The sequence below is a fragment of the Zhihengliuella alba genome (assembly GCF_039538765.1).
Taxonomy (GTDB): Bacteria; Actinomycetota; Actinomycetes; order Actinomycetales; family Micrococcaceae; genus Zhihengliuella; species Zhihengliuella alba.
The window spans coordinates 67,992-83,732 of the sequence record NZ_BAABCJ010000005.1 but is presented as its reverse complement, the minus strand read 5'-3'; the positions used below and the strand labels follow the sequence as shown (position 1 = coordinate 83,732).

Below are 15,741 nucleotides of genomic sequence, written 5' to 3'. Positions count from 1 at the left end.
TGAGGACCCGACCGCAGCAGAGGAGCCGCAGGATGAGCACACCGTCCGCCCCGGACACCGAGCAGGCGTACCGCCACCTGCGGGTGGAGCAGCAGGGGTCCGCCCTTCTCGTGACGATCGACCGGCCCCAGGCCCTCAACGCGCTCGCCACCGAGCTCGTCGACGAGCTGCAGCACGTCGTCGCGCAGGCCGCGGCAGCGCTCGCCGACGGCTGGCCATTCCGCGGTCTCGTCCTCACCGGGGCCGGCGGCAAGGCGTTCGTCGCCGGCGCCGACATCCGTGAGATGTCCGCGATGAGCCCGGACGAGGCCCAGGCGTACTCGCAGCGCATGCACCGTCTCACGCTGGACCTGGAGCGGCTACCTGTGCCCGTGGTCGCCGCCGTCGACGGCTACGCCCTGGGCGGCGGCTGCGAGCTGGCGCTGGCGTGCGACGTCGTCTTCGCCAGCGAGACGGCGCGTTTCGGGCAGCCCGAGGTCTCCCTGGGCTTGGTCCCCGGCTTCGGCGGATCCGTGCGGCTGCAGCAGCGGGTGGGACCCGGCATGGCCCGCGAGCTGATCTTCACCGGCCGGCAGATCGACTCCGCGGAGGCCCTGCGGATCGGCCTGGTCAACCGGGTCCTGCCGGACCGCGAGAGCCTGTTGGCGGCGGCCCGGGAGACCGTGGAGCTGATCGCCCGGCAGGCGCCCACCGCGGTCGGGAACGCCAAGCTCACCCTCGGGGCCGTCGCGGCCCTGCCCACCGAGGACGGACTCGCGGTGGAGGCCGCGAGCTTCCGCGACGCCTTCACCACCGACGACTCGCGCGCCGGCCGCGCGGCATTTCTGGCCAAGGAGACACCGAGCTTCCCCGGGAGGTAGCAATGTCCAACCGCCCCACCGCCGCATCCGATGTGGCCTACACGCTCCACCACTACGGCGAGGCGCCGAGCCAGTTCCTGGAGCTGGTCCTGCCGAGCCTCGAGCACGGCGAGCACCCGCGCGGGGTGGCCGTGGTGATCCACGGCGGCTACTGGCGGGCCAAGTACGGGGCCGACCTCGGGCTGCCGCTCGCTGCCGACCTCGCCCAGCACGGCTGGGTCGCCGCCAACCTCGAGTACCGCCGGATCGACGGGGACGACCCCGAGGACGCTGGCGGCTGGCCGGCGACCTTCGAGGACGTCGCGGCCGGCATCGATGCCCTGGCGGACCTGCTGCCCGAGTCCTATCGCGGCCTCCCGGTCTACGCCGTCGGCCACTCCGCCGGCGGCCACCTGGCCGTCTGGGCGGCTCACCGCACCGAGTTCGATGCCGGCAGGGTGGGTGCCGAGCCGCGCGTGCCCCTGGCCGGCGTGGTCAGCCAGGCGGGCCTGCTGGACCTCCACCTCGCCCACGAGATGCAGCTGAGCGACGACGCCGCCGGGAGCCTCATGGGCAGCACGCCCGTGGACGCCCCCGAGGACTGGCACCACGCGGACCCGGCGCGCCTGGCCCCGGCACCCGTGGACGTCGTGGTCCTGCACCCGGAGGCGGACGAGGACGTCCCGGCCGCCGTCGCGCACTCCTACTGCGAGGCCGCGGCCGGCAGCGGGGCCAGCCCCCGCTTCCGCCCCGTGCCCGGGGACCACCTGGCGCTGATCGACCCGACGAGCCGGGCCTGGAGGCTGACGGTGCGCGAGCTCGAGCGTCTGGCCGGGCTGGAGGAGGCCGAGCGGGACTGAGCGCGCCGACCGCCCCGCCGGGGCCCGACGGGCACGGGCCGGCCGGTATATTGGGCGCGGAGTCTACGTGAGGATGGAACGTTGCTGACTGTCATGGGCGAGGCCCTGGTTGACGTGCTGTCCGGAGGCATCAGCGCGTCGAAGACCTACGTGGGCGGCAGCCCGCTCAATGTCGCCGTGGCGCTGGCGCGGCTGGGCCACCCGGTGACGTTCGTGAGCCGCTACGGCAACGACGAGCCGGGCCGGATGATCCGCGAGTACCTGCAGGCCAACTCCGTCCGCGAGGCCCTCGGCCCGGACGGGGCCCCGACGTCGACCGCGCGCGGCACCCTGGATCCGGCCGGCGCGGCCACCTACGACTTCGACTTCTCCTGGGAGCTGCCCGGCCTGGACCGGATCCGGCCGGCGCTCGCCGACGCGCAGCTGGTCCACACCGGATCCATCGCCTGCGTGGTGGAGCCGGGCGCGTCCACGGTCCTGCGGGCCGTCGAGTCCGCCCGCCCGCACGCGACCATCAGCTACGACCCCAACCTGCGGCCGACCTTCGTGCGGAACCACGCCGAGGCGGTGGCGCAGGTCGAGCGGTTCGTGCGCCTGTCCGACGTCGTGCGCACGTCCGACGCCGACCTGGACTGGCTCTACCCGCGCCGCAGCGTCACCGAGACCGCCAAGGCGTGGCTGCGGATGGGCCCGGCTGTCGTCGCCGTGACGCACGGGTCCCGTGGCGCCTCGGGGTTCGTCGACGGCGGCGAGGTCAACGTGTCCGGCCGGACCGTGGAGGTCGCCGACCGCGTGGGCTCGGGGGACACGTTCATGGCCGCGCTGCTCTCCGGGATCGCGGACCGGGAGCTCATCGGCTCCGCCCAGCGCCAGCACCTGCGGGAACTGTCCGCCGACCAGCTGCGCCAGATCATCGATTTCGCTTTGCGGGCCTCGGCCGTCACCGTCTCCCGGGCCGGGGCCAACCCGCCGTACCGGGGCGAGGTCGAGTAGTGACCGCCGGCGCCGCGGACCCGGCCGCCGCAGGTGTCGAGGGCACCGATCCGGCGGCGGGCATCCGCCTGATCGCCAGCGACGTCGACGGCACCATCCTGCACCCCGACGGCACCGTCTCCACCCGCACGGTGGAGGCCTTCCGTGCCGCCCGCGCCGCAGGCATCGAGATCGTCTTCGTCACCGGGCGGCCCTTCCGCTGGCTCGAGCCCGTCCAGCGCGCGTTCGGGCACCTCGGCACGGTGATCTGCTCCAACGGCGCGCTCGTCTACGACCAGGAGGATCAGCGCGTCCTGCACTCCTGGACGCTGGATGCCGCCACGGTCGCCGAGGTGCGCCGGCGCATCCTGGCCCTGGAGCCGGAGGCGCTGTTCGCCGCGGAGACCACGGCCGGTCTCTACCTGGAGCCGGGCTTCGTGACGGAGGCGGAGGCCCAGCGGCTGGACGGGGCCCGGCCCGCACCGCTGCCCCAGGACCGTCTGGAACGGGAGGGGACGGTCAAATTCCTCGCCAAGCTCTACGGCGGCACCTCGGAGGACTTCCGCAAGGCCGTGCACCCCGAGGTGTCCGAGCTCGTCGCCGTCACCCACTCGGCGCCCGGCGTGGCGCTGCTGGAGATGTCCCGGCCGGACGTCAACAAGGCCGTCGCCCTCGAGCGGTACGCCGCCGACCTGGGCATCGACCGGCACCAGGTCGCCGCCTTCGGCGACATGCCCAACGACATCGAGATGCTGGCCTGGGCGGGGCTCGGCTGCGCCCTGGGCTCCGGCCACCGCCTGGCGAAGGCCGCCGCGGCAGAGATCACGGCCGGCCTCGAGGACGACGGCGTGGCGCAGCGGATCGAGCGGCTCCTCGCCGCCCGCCCCGGCCACGGGCGCACCCCCGACGGGCGAGCCGGCCGAGCGGCGTCCTCCGAGACCGGGCGGGCCGCCCGGTGAGCGGCCACCGGCGCCCGAAGGCGTACTCCCACCGCGGGTTCTCCACGCACGGCGAGGAGAACACGATGGCCGCGTTCCGCGCCGCCGTCGAGCTGGGCCTCACCCACCTGGAGACGGACGTGCGGACCACCTCCGACGGGCACCTGGTGGTCTTCCACGACGAGGAACTGGACCGCCTGACCGGCGAGACGGGGCGGATCGCGGACCTGACGCTGGACGACCTCGCCCGCGTCCGCGTGGCCGGCGAGCCGATCCCCACGTTCGAGGAACTGCTGACCGCCTGGCCGCACGTGGAGCTGAACGTCGACCTGAAGGACGAGCGCTCGGTGCGGACGCTCGCCGACGCGGTGATCGGGCACGGGGCGCACGGGCGGGTCGTGGCGGCGTCGTTCTCGGACCGGCGCCGGCGCGCCCTGCGGCGCGAGCTCGAACGGCGGGGGAGCCGGCAGGTGCGGGCGACGGCGGGGATGGCGCTGGTCGCCGCGTTCACCCTGCTCGGCAAGGCCAGCCGCGGCGGGTTCCAGCCGTGGCGGCTGCTTCGCCCGTTCCTCCGGCGGATCTTCGCCCTGCAGGTGCCCATCCGGAAGGGCCCGCTGACCGTGGTGGAGCCCGGCTTCCTGGCGCGGGCGCATGAGGCCGGGCTCGAGGTGCACGTGTGGGTGGTCGACGACGCCGAGACCATGCACCGCCTGCTCGATCTGGGCGTGGACGGCATCATGGCCGACCGCGCCGACGTGCTGGTGGACGTCTACCGCGAACGCGGGATCTGGCCTCCCGGCTGACCGGGTCGCTGCGGAGGGCGAAGCGGATCCGGCCGTCAGTCGGTGAGGATCGGCTGCGCCAGTTCGGAGAGTGGCCGCAGGGCCAGGTCGGCATGCTCCAGGAGCTCCTCCTCGCTGGCCCCGGTCAGGACACGCATCGCCATGGCGTGCTGCTGCATCTTTCCTGCGCGCAGGGCGGGCTCCACGTACTCCCAGAGCTCGTCGACAGTCCCGTAGTCAGCCCACTGGGCGAGGTACTCGGAGACGACCTGCCGGATCCGCGGGTCGGTGGGCCGCGTGCAGAGCTCGTCGCACATCACCCGGATCGGCGTCCCCAGCGAGGAGAACGGGTGCGCCCAGTAGGCGTCGCCGAGGTCCATGAATCTCAGCGGCTCGTCCGGGGCGGTGGGCAGGAAGGTGTTCCCGCGGTGCAGGTCGTTGTGCTCGAGCGTCAGCGGGACGGGGCCGGCGGCGAGGAATTCGCACATGCCCTTGACCTCGGCCAGCTGCGCGTCGAGCTCCTCCGCATCCCGGGCGGGCAGGTGCAGCGGGTGCGTGGCGGGCATGGAGGCGTGCAGGACCAGCTGCTCGTCGATGTAGTCGGGCAGCCAGGACGGGTCGAGGTGCAGCAGGCCGGCGTCGAACAGGGTGTCCCCGAAGCCGCTGAGGTGCTGCTGGACCGCGGCGAAGTCGCGGAGCATCCGCGCCCAGATCTGGTGGTCGGTGCTGGGGACCGCGAGCAGCGTCTCCCCGAAGTCCGGGGTGATCATCCAGCCGCGCTGCGGCTCGATGGCCAGCGGCATGACCAGCTGCTCCGGGCACAGATTCGCGGCCGTCGCGGTGACGGAGACCTCCGCCAGCTGGCCCGGGTTGTTGGCCTTGAAGAACAACTGGCCGTGGTCCGTCGGCACGGTCAGCTGCGTCGAGAAGAGACCATTGAATCGCTGCTCCGCAGGGCCGGTGGGCTCGATCCGGTAGGTCTCGAGCACCATGGCGATCCACTCGCCCGCCTGCCGGCGCCATTGCCCGGTCGCCCACTCCTCGTTCCACTCAGCCACCCCACGATTCTAGGGGCCGCAGCGGGGAGCGCGGTGGCAGGTTCAGCCGATCTTGCTGGGCTGGGAACCCTGGTCCTCCGGGGTGTCGATCGGCTCGGTGCCGCGGGCGCGCGCGATCGCCGTCATCACGTGGAAGATCAGCAGGGTCACGATGGTGCCGATCGCGATGCCGCCGAGCTGCAGCTCGCCGATCATGAGCGCACTGGAACCCATGGCGATCGCGACGATCAGTCCCGCGCCGGCCGTCATGAGGTTGATCGGGTTGGAGAAGTTCACCCGGTTCTGCACCCAGAGCCGTGCGCCGATCATGCCGATCATCCCGTACAGGACGATGCCCGCGCCGCCGGTCACGCCGGCGGGGATGGTGTTGATGACGGCCCCGACCTTGGGCGAGAACGCCAGGAGGATGGCGACGGCGCCGGCCACCCAGTACGCCGCCGTCGAGTAGACCCGGGAGGACGCCATGACGCCGATGTTCTCGGCGTAGGTGGTGGTGCCGGAGCCGCCGCCGGCACCGGCCAGCATCGTCGCGGCGCCGTCCGCCATGAGGGCGCGGCCGTAGATGTCGTCCAGGTCCCGCCCGGTCATCAGGCTGACCGTCTTCACGTGGCCGATGTTCTCGGCGATGAGGACGAAGACCACGGGGAGGAAGACCAGCATGATGTCGAGGTGGAATGTCGGGGTCTCGAAGGCGGGTAGGCCGGCCCACGTCGCCTCGCCCACCGAGCTGAAGTCGATCTGCCCCTGCGCAAGGGCCACGAGGTATCCGACGACGATGCCCACCAGGATGGACAGGCGCCCCAGGAGGCCCCTGAACAGGACCGCCGAGACGACGATCGCGCCGACGGTCGCGAACGTGGTCAGCGGGACCTCCTGCATCGGCGTGAGCGTGGTGGCGGCCAGATTCAGGCCGATCAGCGCCACGATAGTGCCCATGACGACCGGCGGCATCAGCGCGTGGATCCATCCGGTGCCGGACTTCTGCACGATCAGCCCGATCAGGAACAGGGCCGCACCGGTGACCAGGATGCCGCCGAGCGCGCCGCCCATGCCGTAGCTGCTGGTCGCGGCCGCCACCGGGGCGAGGAACGCGAACGAGGACCCGAGATAGCTCGGAACCCGACCCGCCGTGACGAGCAGGAACAGGAGCGTGCCCAGGCCGCTGAACAGGAGCGTCGTTGTGGCGGGGAAGCCGGTGATCGCCGGGACCAGGACCGTGGCCCCGAACATGGCCATGACGTGCTGGACGCCGACGCCGACGGTCTGGGGCCAGTTCAGCCGCTCGTCCGGTGCGACGACGGAGCCCGGGCGGATGGTCCGTCCGTCGCCGTGCAGATTCCAGCCGAAGCCGAGGCGGTTGCTCATGGAGAGGCCTTCCGAGTGGGGAGGGGGTCGGTGGCTCCGGACGGACGCTCCAGTGCGGCGCACGCGCGCCGGGCCTCACCGATTTTAGCGGTTCCTCTGGCCGGGCCGGTCCCGGTATGGAAGCGTGGCCAGCGAGAACCGCAGGCCCGCCCGGGCGCCCGAGGGGGAGGCGGTGCAGAGAGGCAGCGCATGAGCATCGAGATGTGGACGCCCGCCGCGACCGAGCTCCCCGCCGTCGTCGACGCGCTTCGCTCCTGGCAGTCGGACGGCCAGCCCATCCAGCTCCATCCCGGGGATCTCGGCTGGGCGTGGCAGATGGGCGCCGAGGGACTCGCCGGCCGGATCCGCCTCTGGTCGCGGCGCGGCGAGATCGCCGCCGTCGGGCTGCTGGATGGGCCCGATGTCCTGCGGCTCGGCATCGCTCCGGGCGCCGCTGAGGACTCCGCGTTCGCCGAGTCGATCGTCGCCGACCTCTCGACGCCTGCGCGCCACGTGCTGCCCGACGGGGAGGTGAGCGTGGAGGCGCGGTTCGGGTCGGCGATCCGCTCCGCCCTGACCGACCGCGGCTGGCAGCCCGGCGAGCTGTGGGCGCCGTTCGTCCTGGGGCCGGACGTCCGCCTCCCCGACGTGGGGCTGCCTGTTGTGAGCATCGGCGCCGGGCGCGACGCCTCCAGCGGTCACGCAACGGACGACGTCGAGCGGATCGCCGCGTGGTCGGGTGTCCACGCCGCCGCCTTCGGCAGCACCCGGTTCACGGTGGCGCGCTGGCGGACGATGGCGGCGGGCTACCCCTACGGATCCGCCCGGTGCCTGCTGGCGGTGGACCCCGAGCTCGGCCCGGTCGCGACCTCGATCGTCTGGTCCGCGGGGCCGGGCCGCCCCGGCCTGATCGAGCCCCTCGGGGTGGAGCCGTCCGCCCGCGGGCGGGGCCTCGGGCGGGCGATCACGCTCGCCTCGGCGCAGGCGCTGCGCAGCATGGGGTCCTCGAGCGTGCTGGTGTGCACCCCGGTGGCGAACTCTCCGGCCCCGGAGGCGTACGCATCCGCCGGGTTCCAACGGCTCCCGGACGCCGCCGACTTCCGCCTCGATCGCGCCTAGCCTTCCTGGAGTCGGCGGGAGCAGGACGGAGCTCGGTGGTCGGGGGCTAAAATGCCTGAGGGGCGCGGCCGGCGTCGGCCGCCCACGGACCGTCGGAGCCGCCGACGGGTACAGGACGCGGAAGGCGGCGAACCGGATGGACGCAGAGGACCCGCTCTCGCTGGAGCGGCAGGTGTGCTTCGCGCTCGCCGTCGCCTCCCGCTCCGTCATCGCGGCCTACCGGCCCGTCCTCGAGCCCCTCAGGCTCACCCACCCCCAGTACCTGGTCATGCTCGCGCTGTGGGAGAGCGAGCCACTGTCCCTGCGGGAGGTCGGGGCACTGCTCCACCTGGACGCCGGGACGGTCTCCCCGCTCGTGAAGCGCCTGGAGTCGCTGGGCTACATCGAGCGCGAGCGCGATCCCGACGACGAGCGCACACTGCGGATCTCGCTCACGCCCGAGGGGCGCGCACTGCGCGCGCAGGCGGAGCGGATCCCGGCGCAGATGATGGCGCGGCTGGACCTGGACGCCGAGGAGCTCGCGGCCCTGCACGCGAGCATGACGAAACTGATCTCGGCCGCCACGCGTCGCCCGTAGACACCGATCACACGGCGTCGTCGACGGCCCTGTGGGCCGGCTGCGGACAGCGTCGGAGACGGCCGGCCCTAGAGTTCGCGGGCCGCTTCGACGACTTCCTGCGGGGCGTCGGTTCCCCGCGCCTCGTGCGCGCGGAGCACCCGGAGGGCGCGTTCGCGCTTCAGGTGCTCCTTGGGGCTCCGGTGGGGCTGCTGGTCGGCGGGACCGAAGATGGCGAACCCCAGGTACTGCATGCGCCACCAGAACCGGTAGTTCAGGCTGAGTCCGGTGGTGTCCCGGACGATCGGGCGTGGCTTGTCGCTCATGGCGTCCCTGTCGAGAGATCCGTCGGCACCGGAGCGGCACCGTAGCGCAGTCGAAGCGCGTCCACCGAGCATATCCAATTAGTTTGCGCACAAACTAATCTCCGGTTCGCCCGCCCGGCGTCGGGACCGGGCGCTACCGGGCGGTCAGATCACCCCGCAGTTGCTCGACCTCCGCTTTCGTGGCCGCCGTGTTCTGCGACGTCCTGATCATCGCGATGTAGAACTCCAGGCTCACGCGGAAGAGCACCACGAAGATGAAGCCGGGGATCCAGCCGAAGACCAGTGCGGCGACGCCGAGCATCGGCTCCGTGGCGAAGCCGATGGCGATGTACATCAGCCAGCCGAGCACCACCAGGGCGATCAGCAGGATGTAGATGATCTTCGCGAACTTCAGCGTGACGAAGCTGCGGAAGCTGAAGTCGAACAGGGCCGCGAAGAACCCCTTGTCGTCGGGGCCGCCGTCGTGCGGCTGGTGCGGCCCCTGGCCGTGCCAGGGCTCGGGACCGCCGCCCGGTCCCCGCGGGGGTTCGTTGGGCGGCTGGGGCGGGTACCCGCCGTGCTGAGGTGGCTGCGGCGGCGGCTGGTTCGGATCTGACATCATCGTTCCTCTCACGAGCGCGGTGGACCGGACGAGCAGTGGATCGCACGATCCCTGTTTCTCAACCTAGTACGGCTGACCGTCCGAGGGAACGCCGGGTCCGGAGAAGTCTCGACTCCTCCGCCCGATGCTTCCCCGCCGACTCGGTCCCCTGCGCCGCCTCAGCAGTCCCCGCGCCGCTTCAGGAGTCCCGGCGCTGCGCGAAGAAGGCCATTTCCTGGCGCGACGACTCCAGGAACGCGTCCAGCATCGCCTCCAGCTCGGCGGGCCGGGCGGTGTCCGCCTGGGTCTGCGTGATCGCGATGGCCCGGCGGGTCGCGGCGTCGAACTCCGGCGACGAGTACATGCCCAGCCAGTCCGCGTACGGGTGGTCCGGGCGGTTCGCGGCCGCGAGCCGGGAGCCGATGTCCTGGTAGAGCCAGTAGCAGGGGAGGACCGCCGCGACGACGACGGGGTAGGAGCCGACCGCCGCTGCCGCGAGCAGGTGGCCGAGGTACGCGCGGGTCTCCGGCGAGGCCGCGGCCTCGCCGGGAGGAGGGGCAGCGACAGGGGACACGGCCTCCGAGGTGCCGCGTCCCGCCGTCGAACCCGGCTCCGTCGCGCCGGGCTCCGTCGCACCCGGGTCAGTCACGCCCGGGGCCTCCGCGTCGGCCAGCCGGGCGCGGTGGAGGGACAGCTCCACCTCCAGGCACTCGTGGGCGCTGTGGGCCCAGAACTCCTGCTCCTCGAGCGTGGGCGCGAGCTGCGCGGCCCGGGAGAGCACCTTGGAGTACGTCCGCAGGTAGAGCGAGTCCTGCGCCAGGTAGTGCTCGAAGTCCGCGCGGTCCAGCGTCCCGTCGGCCAGCCGGCGCACGAACCAGACGTCGTCGATCCTCCCGCGCAGATCGGCGATGAGATCCCACCAGTGGCCCACGTCGGCGCGGGGGTCGGGGACGGTGTGCCCGCCCCAGAGCTGGCCGAGGTGGCTCACCGGACCGTGCCCGCCGCCGACCTCCAGCCGGGCGGAGTCCTCGATGGCCCGGGTCAGCCACCGCTTGGTCAGGCGCAGCGCCGCGGGCCAGTCGCCGAAGCGCGCCTGCAGGGTCGCCAGCGCGGAGGACAGGGAGCAGCCGGTGCCGTGGGTGCTGGTGGTCTCCAGCCTTCGCCCGGGCAGTTCCAGGACGACGCCGTCCGGGCCCACCAGCGCGTCCGGACACCCCAGCGGGCCCCTGCTGCCCGACCGGTCGCCGTTCCGGCCGTCGGCGGATCCCTCCAGCTCGTCGAGGTGGCCGCCCTTGGCGACCACGAGCACGTCCGCCGCCGCGGCGACGCGCCGCGCCTGGTCCAGCGCCTCGGCCCACGTGCGGGCCGGCGGGGCGTCGGCCAGCACCGCCAGCTCGGGCAGGTTCGGCGTCACGACGTCGGCCTCGGCGAGCAGGGAGCGCAGGGCGACGACGGCGTCGTCGTCGGTCAGGCGGTCGCCGCTGGTGGCGATCATGACCGGGTCCAGCACCACGGCGCCCGCCACGCGACCCGCGGCGCGCTCGCGGGACAGCCAAGCGTGCACGGCCCCGATGACCTCGGCGTTGGCGAGCATCCCGATCTTCACGGCATCGATCCGGACGTCGCTGCTCACGGCCTCCAGCTGCTGGGTCAGGAACGCGGGGTCCGGGACGTGCACGCCGGTCACACCCCGGGTGTTCTGGGCCGTCAGGGCCGTGATGGCGGCCATGCCGTAGCCGCCGCACGCGGCGATCGACTTCAGGTCGGCCTGGATGCCAGCGCCGCCCGAGGGGTCGGAGCCGGCGATGGACAGGACGTTGGGGACGCGCACGTCCCCGGGGCCCGCAGCGGCGTCGGCCCGGGCGCTGCGGGGCGCGGCGGAGGTCCGGTCCCCGGCGTGGAGGGTGGTCTCGGCGCTCATGCGGCGGCCTCCCACTCGTCGCGGAGCTGCCGCGCGGCCGCGGCCGGATCCTCGGCCGTGCAGATCGCCCGCACCACGGCGAAGCCCGCCGCGCCGGCGGCCCGCGCGTCGGCGGCGTCGCCGTGACCCACCCCGCCGATCGCCACGCACGGCGGCCCGCCGGCGGCGCGGACGGCTGCGGCGAAGCGGCCGAAGCCGTCCCAGCCGATCGGCGTGGGGTGGTCCTTCTTGGTGGGCGTCGCCCGGACGGCACCGGTGCCGACGTAGTCCACCGTGCCGGCGGGCAGGCGCAGCAGGCGGGTCCGGTCCTCCTCGGTGGAGGCGCTGAGACCGAGGACCGCGTCCGGGCCGATGAGCTGGCGGACCGAGTGCGCCGGAAGGTCCTTCTGCCCGACGTGGACGCCCTGCACGCTCGCTCCCGCGGCGACCGCGGCGAGGTAGACGTCCACTCTGTCGTTCAACAGGAGGTGGGCGCGGCCGGCCGTGATCTCCGCGCAGGCGATCGCGTGACGGAGGAATTCCTTGGCGGGCAGGTCCTTGCAGCGCAACTGGATGGTCCGGACACCGCCGGCCACCGCGGCGGCGACGATGTCCTCGAGCGGGCGCTCGCCGGCCGTGGCCGCATCGGCGACCAGGTAGACGCCCAGGTCGTCGGGGTCGAGCCGCGCGTCCGGGTCGAGCCGCGCGTCCGGGGCGGACCGCGCGTGCGTGCCGATCCGCTCGTGGGCCCCGATCCTCACGCCCGTCGCGGGGACGGCCGGCCCGGCGGCGGCAGCTCCGGGGGAGGACGCTGCCGGGGCTTCGTGGGTGCGGCGCTCCGGATCGCCGGCGGAGGGCGCCTCCGCCGGCGCCTCCGTGATGCGTGCATCGGCCAGGTCCTCCGGCCGGAGGGCGGCCAGCGCGTCCAGGAACGCCACCTGGAAGCTGCCGGTGCCCGCGGCGCCGACGGCGGCCCGCTCGGCGGCCGCCGAGTAGAACGCGTGCGCGGCCACGGTGGCCGCGAGCACGGAGGAGCCCGCAGCGTCGGGCCGGACCGCCGCCGTCGTGCTGCCGACGAGACCGGCGACCAGCGCGCCGAGGGCGCATCCGCCGCCGGTGACCCGGGTGAGCAGCTCGCTGCCGCCGGCGACGCGGACCACGGTGGCCCCGTCGGTGACGACGTCCTCCGGGCCGGACACCGCCACCACCGCGCCGGTGCTGCGGGCCAGGGCGACGGCCGCGCCGGTGGCGGAGTCGACGTCGTCCGTCGCGTCCACGCCGCGACCGCCGGTGCCCGTGCCCGCCAGGGCCAGGACCTCGGAGGCATTCCCGCGGATCACGGAGGGGGAGAACTGGAGGAGCTCGCGGGCGAACTCCGTGCGCAGTTCCAGCGGACCGGCCGCCACCGGGTCCAGCACCCACGGGGTGCCGGCGCCGTGGGCGGCGCGCACGGCCTCGAGCATGCCGTCGCGCTGGCGGTCCATCGGCGTGCCCAGGTTGATCAGCACGCCGGAGGCCAGGGCGGCGAACGGACCGGCCTCGCCGGGGACGTCCACCATGGCCGGTGCGGCGCCCGCGGCGAGCAGCACGTTGGCGGTGAAGTTGGTGACCACCGAGTTGGTGGCGCACTGGACCAGCGGGCTCGCCGCGCGGAACGCCGCGAGGTGCTCCGTGGACCGGTGTGCCCAGTCGCGGGCGGCGCCGGCGGGCGCAGTGGTGGTGGATTCAGACGTATTTTGTGGCGCCATGGACTCCATGAAGCGACATCCCTCCGCTAGTACTAGCTAGATCAGGTGCATGCGGGTGTGATCTCAGTCCTCTGGGGACACCCCGTGCCGTGGGAGCCAGCCTACGCCGCGGCGTGTGCGCCGTCATATCCGGAGCCGTCACATCCGGCGGGGGCGTCTGGGCGGTGTCCCACCGGCCGAGCTGCGAGGTCGCGTTCCAGCACGTTCGACGCCGCGAGGTCGCGTTCCGGCACGTTCGGTCCCGCGAGGTCGCGTTCCGGCACGTTCGATCCCGCGAGGTCGCGTTCTGGCACCTCACCCGGCCGATATGGGTGCTGAAGTGCGATCTCGCGGAGCCCGGGGTGCTGATGCGCGATCTCGCGGACCCCCGGGTGCTGCACCGGCACCTCGCGGCCCCGGCAGCGAGTAGCTTGGAGGAAGCCACGTCCCGCCACCGAAGGAGCGCCCATGAGCACCGCAGACCGTCCCGTCGCCCTCGTCACCGGAGCCACCCGCGGGATCGGCCGCGCCGTCGCCCTCGAGCTCGGGCCCACGCACCACGTCCTGGTCGGCGGCCGCGACGCCGATGCCATCGACGCGCTGGTGCGCGAGCTCCCGTCGGCCGAGCCGTGGGTCGCCGACCTCGAGCACCCGCCCTACGCCGCGCTGCCGGCCCGCCTGGACGTCCTGGTCCACTCTGCCGGGGTGGAGGACGGGAACACGGTGGAGACGACGTCGTACGAGACCTGGGAGCGGGTCTTCCGCCTGAACGTCTTCGCCGTGGCGGAGCTGACCCGGCAGGCGCTGCCGGCCCTGCGCGCCGCCGGCGGCCTGGTGGTCGCGGTGAACAGCGGCTCCGGGTTCAACGCGTCGCCGAAATCCAGCACCTACGCGGCGTCCAAGTTCGCGCTGCGGGCCTTCACCGATGCGCTGCGGGAGGAGGAGCGCGGCCACGGCGTGCGCGTGTCCAGCGTGCACCCGGGACGCGTGGACACCGACATGCAGCACGGCCTGGTCGAGAAGCTGGGCGAGGAGTACGACGCCGCCTACTACCTCGCGCCCGAGGACGTCGCGGCGGCCGTGCGCGCCGCCGTCGAGATGCCCGCGCGGGGAACCCTCGAGACGGTCTCCGTGCGGCCCACCCGCCGCCGGTAGTCTGACGCCATGGGTCTCTTCTCACGCCGCCGCCCCGCCCAGCCCGCGGAGGACGCGTACGACGCCGACGCGCCCCACGTGCCCGGCGTCGCCGAGGTGCACGCCCGGCTGAAGGACGCGAAGTCCACCCGGCTGATGCACCCGCGGCGCATGCGCGCCGGGCAGCTGCGCGCCCTGGAGCGGCTGCTGGAGGAGAACACGCAGGACCTGCTCGCCGCCCTCGAATCGGACCTCGGCAAGCACCCCGCGGAGGCCCGGCTCACGGAGCTCGAACTGCTCAAGGACGAGATCCACCACGCCCAGCTGTACCTGACGGAGTGGATGGAGCCCAAGCACGTCAAGGTGCCGCTGGCCCTCCAGCCGGCGATGGCCAAGACGGAGCCGCAGCCCAAGGGGATGGTGCTGATCCTCGGCGCCTGGAACTACCCGGTGCAACTGCTGCTGAGCCCGCTGGTCGGGGCGCTGGCGGCCGGGAACGCCGTGGCCCTGAAGCCCTCCGAGCTGGCGCCGACCACCTCCGCGCTGCTGTCCCGGCTGGTCCCGCAGTACCTGGACCGGCGGGCCGTCGCGGTCGTCGAGGGCGGACCGGACGTGGCGCAGTCGCTGCTGGAGCAGCCCTGGGACCACATCTTCTTCACCGGCGGCGAGCGGGTCGGGCGGATCGTCGCGCGCGCCGCCGCCGAGCACCTCACCCCGGTGACGCTCGAGCTGGGCGGCAAGTGCCCCGCCGTCGTCGGAGACGGGAACATGGCGGCGGTGGCCCGCCGGCTCGCGCACGGGAAGTTCATCAATGCCGGCCAGACCTGCACGGCGCCGGACTACGCCCTGCTCGTCGGGGCCGACGCGCAACGGCTGCCCGCCCAGCTCACCCGTGCCATCGCCTCCTTCTACGGGAAGAACCCCGCCAAGAGCCGGGACTACGGACGGATCGTGAACCGGGCGGCGTTCGACCGCCTGGTCCGCTACATCGAGGACGCGGAGATCGACCCGAACGTAACCGTGGTGGGCGGCAGCTTCGACGCCGAGTCCCTGTACATCGAGCCGACGCTGCTCGTCGGCGTCTCCCCGGACGACGCCGTGATGCAGGAGGAGGTCTTCGGGCCGATCCTGCCGATGATCTCCGTGGAGTCCCTCGACGCGGCCCTCGAGTTCGTCGCCGCCCGCCCGGAGCCGCTCGCCGCGTACCTGTTCAGCGAGCGGCCCCGCTGGCACACCGCCTTCGAGGACCGTGTGCGGGCGGGGGCCGTCGCCTTCAACGTCTGCAACCTGCACGTGGCGGTGCCGACGCTGCCGTTCGGCGGGATCGGGGCGTCCGGCATGGGCAGCTACCACGGCCGGTACGGCTTCGCGACGTTCAGCCAGCTCCGGCCGGTCTTCTCCAAGACGGCCATGGTGGACACGCTGCGGATCGCCTACCCGCCGTACCGGCAGGGCAAGGCCCACGTCATGCGGACCGTCCGCGCCGGCTCCGCGAAGCAGGCCGCCGCCCGGCACGCGGCCGGGAGCGCCGCGCCGGACGCCAGCGGGGACGCCGCGGAGGAGGCCCGGGACTGACGGTCCGCGTCAGCCGGGACCGCGTGGCCGG

15 protein-coding genes, 1 pseudogene and 1 riboswitch are annotated in these 15,741 nt (G+C 73.5%); of the genes and pseudogenes, 9 read left to right on the top strand and 7 right to left on the bottom strand.

Annotation, left to right across the window (positions count from 1 at the left end; all coding sequences use genetic code 11):
• Positions 1-32 precede the first annotated feature (32 nt).
• The 5 genes from ABD784_RS09970 to ABD784_RS09950 all read left to right on the top strand — a co-directional run bounded on the left by ABD784_RS09970 (position 33) and on the right by ABD784_RS09950 (position 4,412).
• Positions 33-860: an enoyl-CoA hydratase/isomerase family protein gene (locus tag ABD784_RS09970; protein WP_344883767.1), complete on the top strand. Its 828-nt coding sequence runs from the start codon at positions 33-35 to the stop codon at positions 858-860.
• A 2-nt stretch (positions 861-862) separates the two neighbouring features.
• A complete protein-coding gene (locus ABD784_RS09965) occupies positions 863-1,699 on the top strand; it encodes an alpha/beta hydrolase (protein ID WP_344883764.1) in 837 nt (278 codons plus the stop codon).
• An 81-nt stretch (positions 1,700-1,780) separates the two neighbouring features.
• Entirely contained in the window at positions 1,781-2,692 is a 912-nt protein-coding gene (locus tag ABD784_RS09960) for a carbohydrate kinase family protein (RefSeq protein WP_344883761.1), read from the top strand.
• Entirely contained in the window at positions 2,692-3,630 is a 939-nt protein-coding gene (locus ABD784_RS09955) for an HAD family hydrolase (protein ID WP_344883758.1), read from the top strand. The genes ABD784_RS09960 and ABD784_RS09955 overlap by 1 nt, the downstream gene beginning before the upstream one ends.
• Entirely contained in the window at positions 3,627-4,412 is a 786-nt protein-coding gene (locus ABD784_RS09950) for a glycerophosphodiester phosphodiesterase family protein (RefSeq protein WP_344883755.1), read from the top strand. Before ABD784_RS09955 ends, ABD784_RS09950 begins: the two co-directional genes overlap by 4 nt.
• Positions 4,413-4,447: 35 nt before the next feature.
• Here ABD784_RS09950 and ABD784_RS09945 read toward each other — a convergent pair whose 3' ends face one another.
• Both ABD784_RS09945 and ABD784_RS09940 read right to left on the bottom strand, forming a co-directional pair.
• Positions 4,448-5,449, bottom strand: a complete 1,002-nt coding sequence (locus ABD784_RS09945) for an aminoglycoside phosphotransferase family protein (RefSeq protein WP_344883752.1) — start codon at positions 5,447-5,449, stop codon at positions 4,448-4,450.
• A 42-nt stretch (positions 5,450-5,491) separates the two neighbouring features.
• The gene (locus ABD784_RS09940; RefSeq protein ID WP_344883749.1) at positions 5,492-6,814 is read right to left on the bottom strand and encodes a uracil-xanthine permease family protein; all 1,323 of its coding nucleotides are present in this window, start codon (positions 6,812-6,814) and stop codon (positions 5,492-5,494) included.
• A gap of 189 nt (positions 6,815-7,003) precedes the next feature.
• On the opposite strand from ABD784_RS09940, the gene ABD784_RS09935 reads away from it, so the two are divergent.
• Both ABD784_RS09935 and ABD784_RS09930 read left to right on the top strand, forming a co-directional pair.
• Positions 7,004-7,912 carry a GNAT family N-acetyltransferase gene (locus ABD784_RS09935; RefSeq protein WP_344883746.1) on the top strand — a complete coding sequence of 303 codons (909 nt, stop codon included), beginning with the start codon at positions 7,004-7,006 and terminating at the stop codon, positions 7,910-7,912.
• Between the two features lie 136 nt (positions 7,913-8,048).
• On the top strand, positions 8,049-8,489 hold the full coding sequence (locus ABD784_RS09930; RefSeq protein WP_344883743.1) for a MarR family winged helix-turn-helix transcriptional regulator: 441 nt from the start codon (positions 8,049-8,051) through the stop codon (positions 8,487-8,489).
• 68 nt (positions 8,490-8,557) lie between these two features.
• On the opposite strand, the gene ABD784_RS09925 is transcribed toward ABD784_RS09930, so the two are convergent.
• From ABD784_RS09925 to thiM, 5 genes and pseudogenes are all read right to left on the bottom strand, one after another.
• On the bottom strand, positions 8,558-8,794 hold the full coding sequence (locus ABD784_RS09925; protein WP_344883740.1) for a hypothetical protein: 237 nt from the start codon (positions 8,792-8,794) through the stop codon (positions 8,558-8,560).
• A 133-nt stretch (positions 8,795-8,927) separates the two neighbouring features.
• On the bottom strand, positions 8,928-9,392 hold the full coding sequence (locus ABD784_RS09920) for a DUF4282 domain-containing protein (RefSeq protein ID WP_344883739.1): 465 nt from the start codon (positions 9,390-9,392) through the stop codon (positions 8,928-8,930).
• 181 nt (positions 9,393-9,573) lie between these two features.
• Positions 9,574-11,295: a bifunctional hydroxymethylpyrimidine kinase/phosphomethylpyrimidine kinase gene (locus tag ABD784_RS09915; protein ID WP_344883737.1), complete on the bottom strand. Its 1,722-nt coding sequence runs from the start codon at positions 11,293-11,295 to the stop codon at positions 9,574-9,576.
• On the bottom strand, positions 11,292-12,035 hold the full coding sequence (thiE, locus tag ABD784_RS09910; RefSeq protein ID WP_344884614.1) for a thiamine phosphate synthase: 744 nt from the start codon (positions 12,033-12,035) through the stop codon (positions 11,292-11,294). Before thiE ends, ABD784_RS09915 begins: the two co-directional genes overlap by 4 nt.
• Before the next feature lie 123 nt (positions 12,036-12,158).
• Positions 12,159-13,022, bottom strand: a pseudogene (gene thiM / locus ABD784_RS09905) (hydroxyethylthiazole kinase); the annotation flags it as partial.
• A gap of 1 nt (position 13,023) precedes the next feature.
• Positions 13,024-13,117: riboswitch (TPP riboswitch) on the bottom strand.
• Between the two features lie 352 nt (positions 13,118-13,469).
• On the opposite strand from thiM, the gene ABD784_RS09900 reads away from it, so the two are divergent.
• The gene (locus tag ABD784_RS09900; RefSeq protein ID WP_344883736.1) at positions 13,470-14,156 is read left to right on the top strand and encodes an SDR family oxidoreductase; all 687 of its coding nucleotides are present in this window, start codon (positions 13,470-13,472) and stop codon (positions 14,154-14,156) included.
• A gap of 9 nt (positions 14,157-14,165) precedes the next feature.
• A complete protein-coding gene (locus ABD784_RS09895; protein ID WP_344883734.1) occupies positions 14,166-15,710 on the top strand; it encodes an aldehyde dehydrogenase family protein in 1,545 nt (514 codons plus the stop codon).
• Positions 15,711-15,741 lie beyond the last annotated feature (31 nt).

What these genes read in the sequence shown, in the direction of transcription:
- ABD784_RS09895 (WP_344883734.1), top strand. Translation starts at nt 14,166, where the DNA reads ATGGGTCTCTTCTCACGCCGCCGCCCCGCCCAGCCCGCGGAGGACGCG.
- ABD784_RS09920 (WP_344883739.1), bottom strand. Translation starts at nt 9,392, where the DNA reads ATGTCAGATCCGAACCAGCCGCCGCCGCAGCCACCTCAGCACGGCGGG.
- ABD784_RS09915 (WP_344883737.1), bottom strand. Translation starts at nt 11,295, where the DNA reads ATGAGCGCCGAGACCACCCTCCACGCCGGGGACCGGACCTCCGCCGCG.
- ABD784_RS09935 (WP_344883746.1), top strand. Translation starts at nt 7,004, where the DNA reads ATGAGCATCGAGATGTGGACGCCCGCCGCGACCGAGCTCCCCGCCGTC.
- ABD784_RS09940 (WP_344883749.1), bottom strand. Translation starts at nt 6,814, where the DNA reads ATGAGCAACCGCCTCGGCTTCGGCTGGAATCTGCACGGCGACGGACGG.
- ABD784_RS09925 (WP_344883740.1), bottom strand. Translation starts at nt 8,794, where the DNA reads ATGAGCGACAAGCCACGCCCGATCGTCCGGGACACCACCGGACTCAGC.
- ABD784_RS09900 (WP_344883736.1), top strand. Translation starts at nt 13,470, where the DNA reads ATGAGCACCGCAGACCGTCCCGTCGCCCTCGTCACCGGAGCCACCCGC.
- ABD784_RS09930 (WP_344883743.1), top strand. Translation starts at nt 8,049, where the DNA reads ATGGACGCAGAGGACCCGCTCTCGCTGGAGCGGCAGGTGTGCTTCGCG.
- ABD784_RS09965 (WP_344883764.1), top strand. Translation starts at nt 863, where the DNA reads ATGTCCAACCGCCCCACCGCCGCATCCGATGTGGCCTACACGCTCCAC.
- ABD784_RS09970 (WP_344883767.1), top strand. Translation starts at nt 33, where the DNA reads ATGAGCACACCGTCCGCCCCGGACACCGAGCAGGCGTACCGCCACCTG.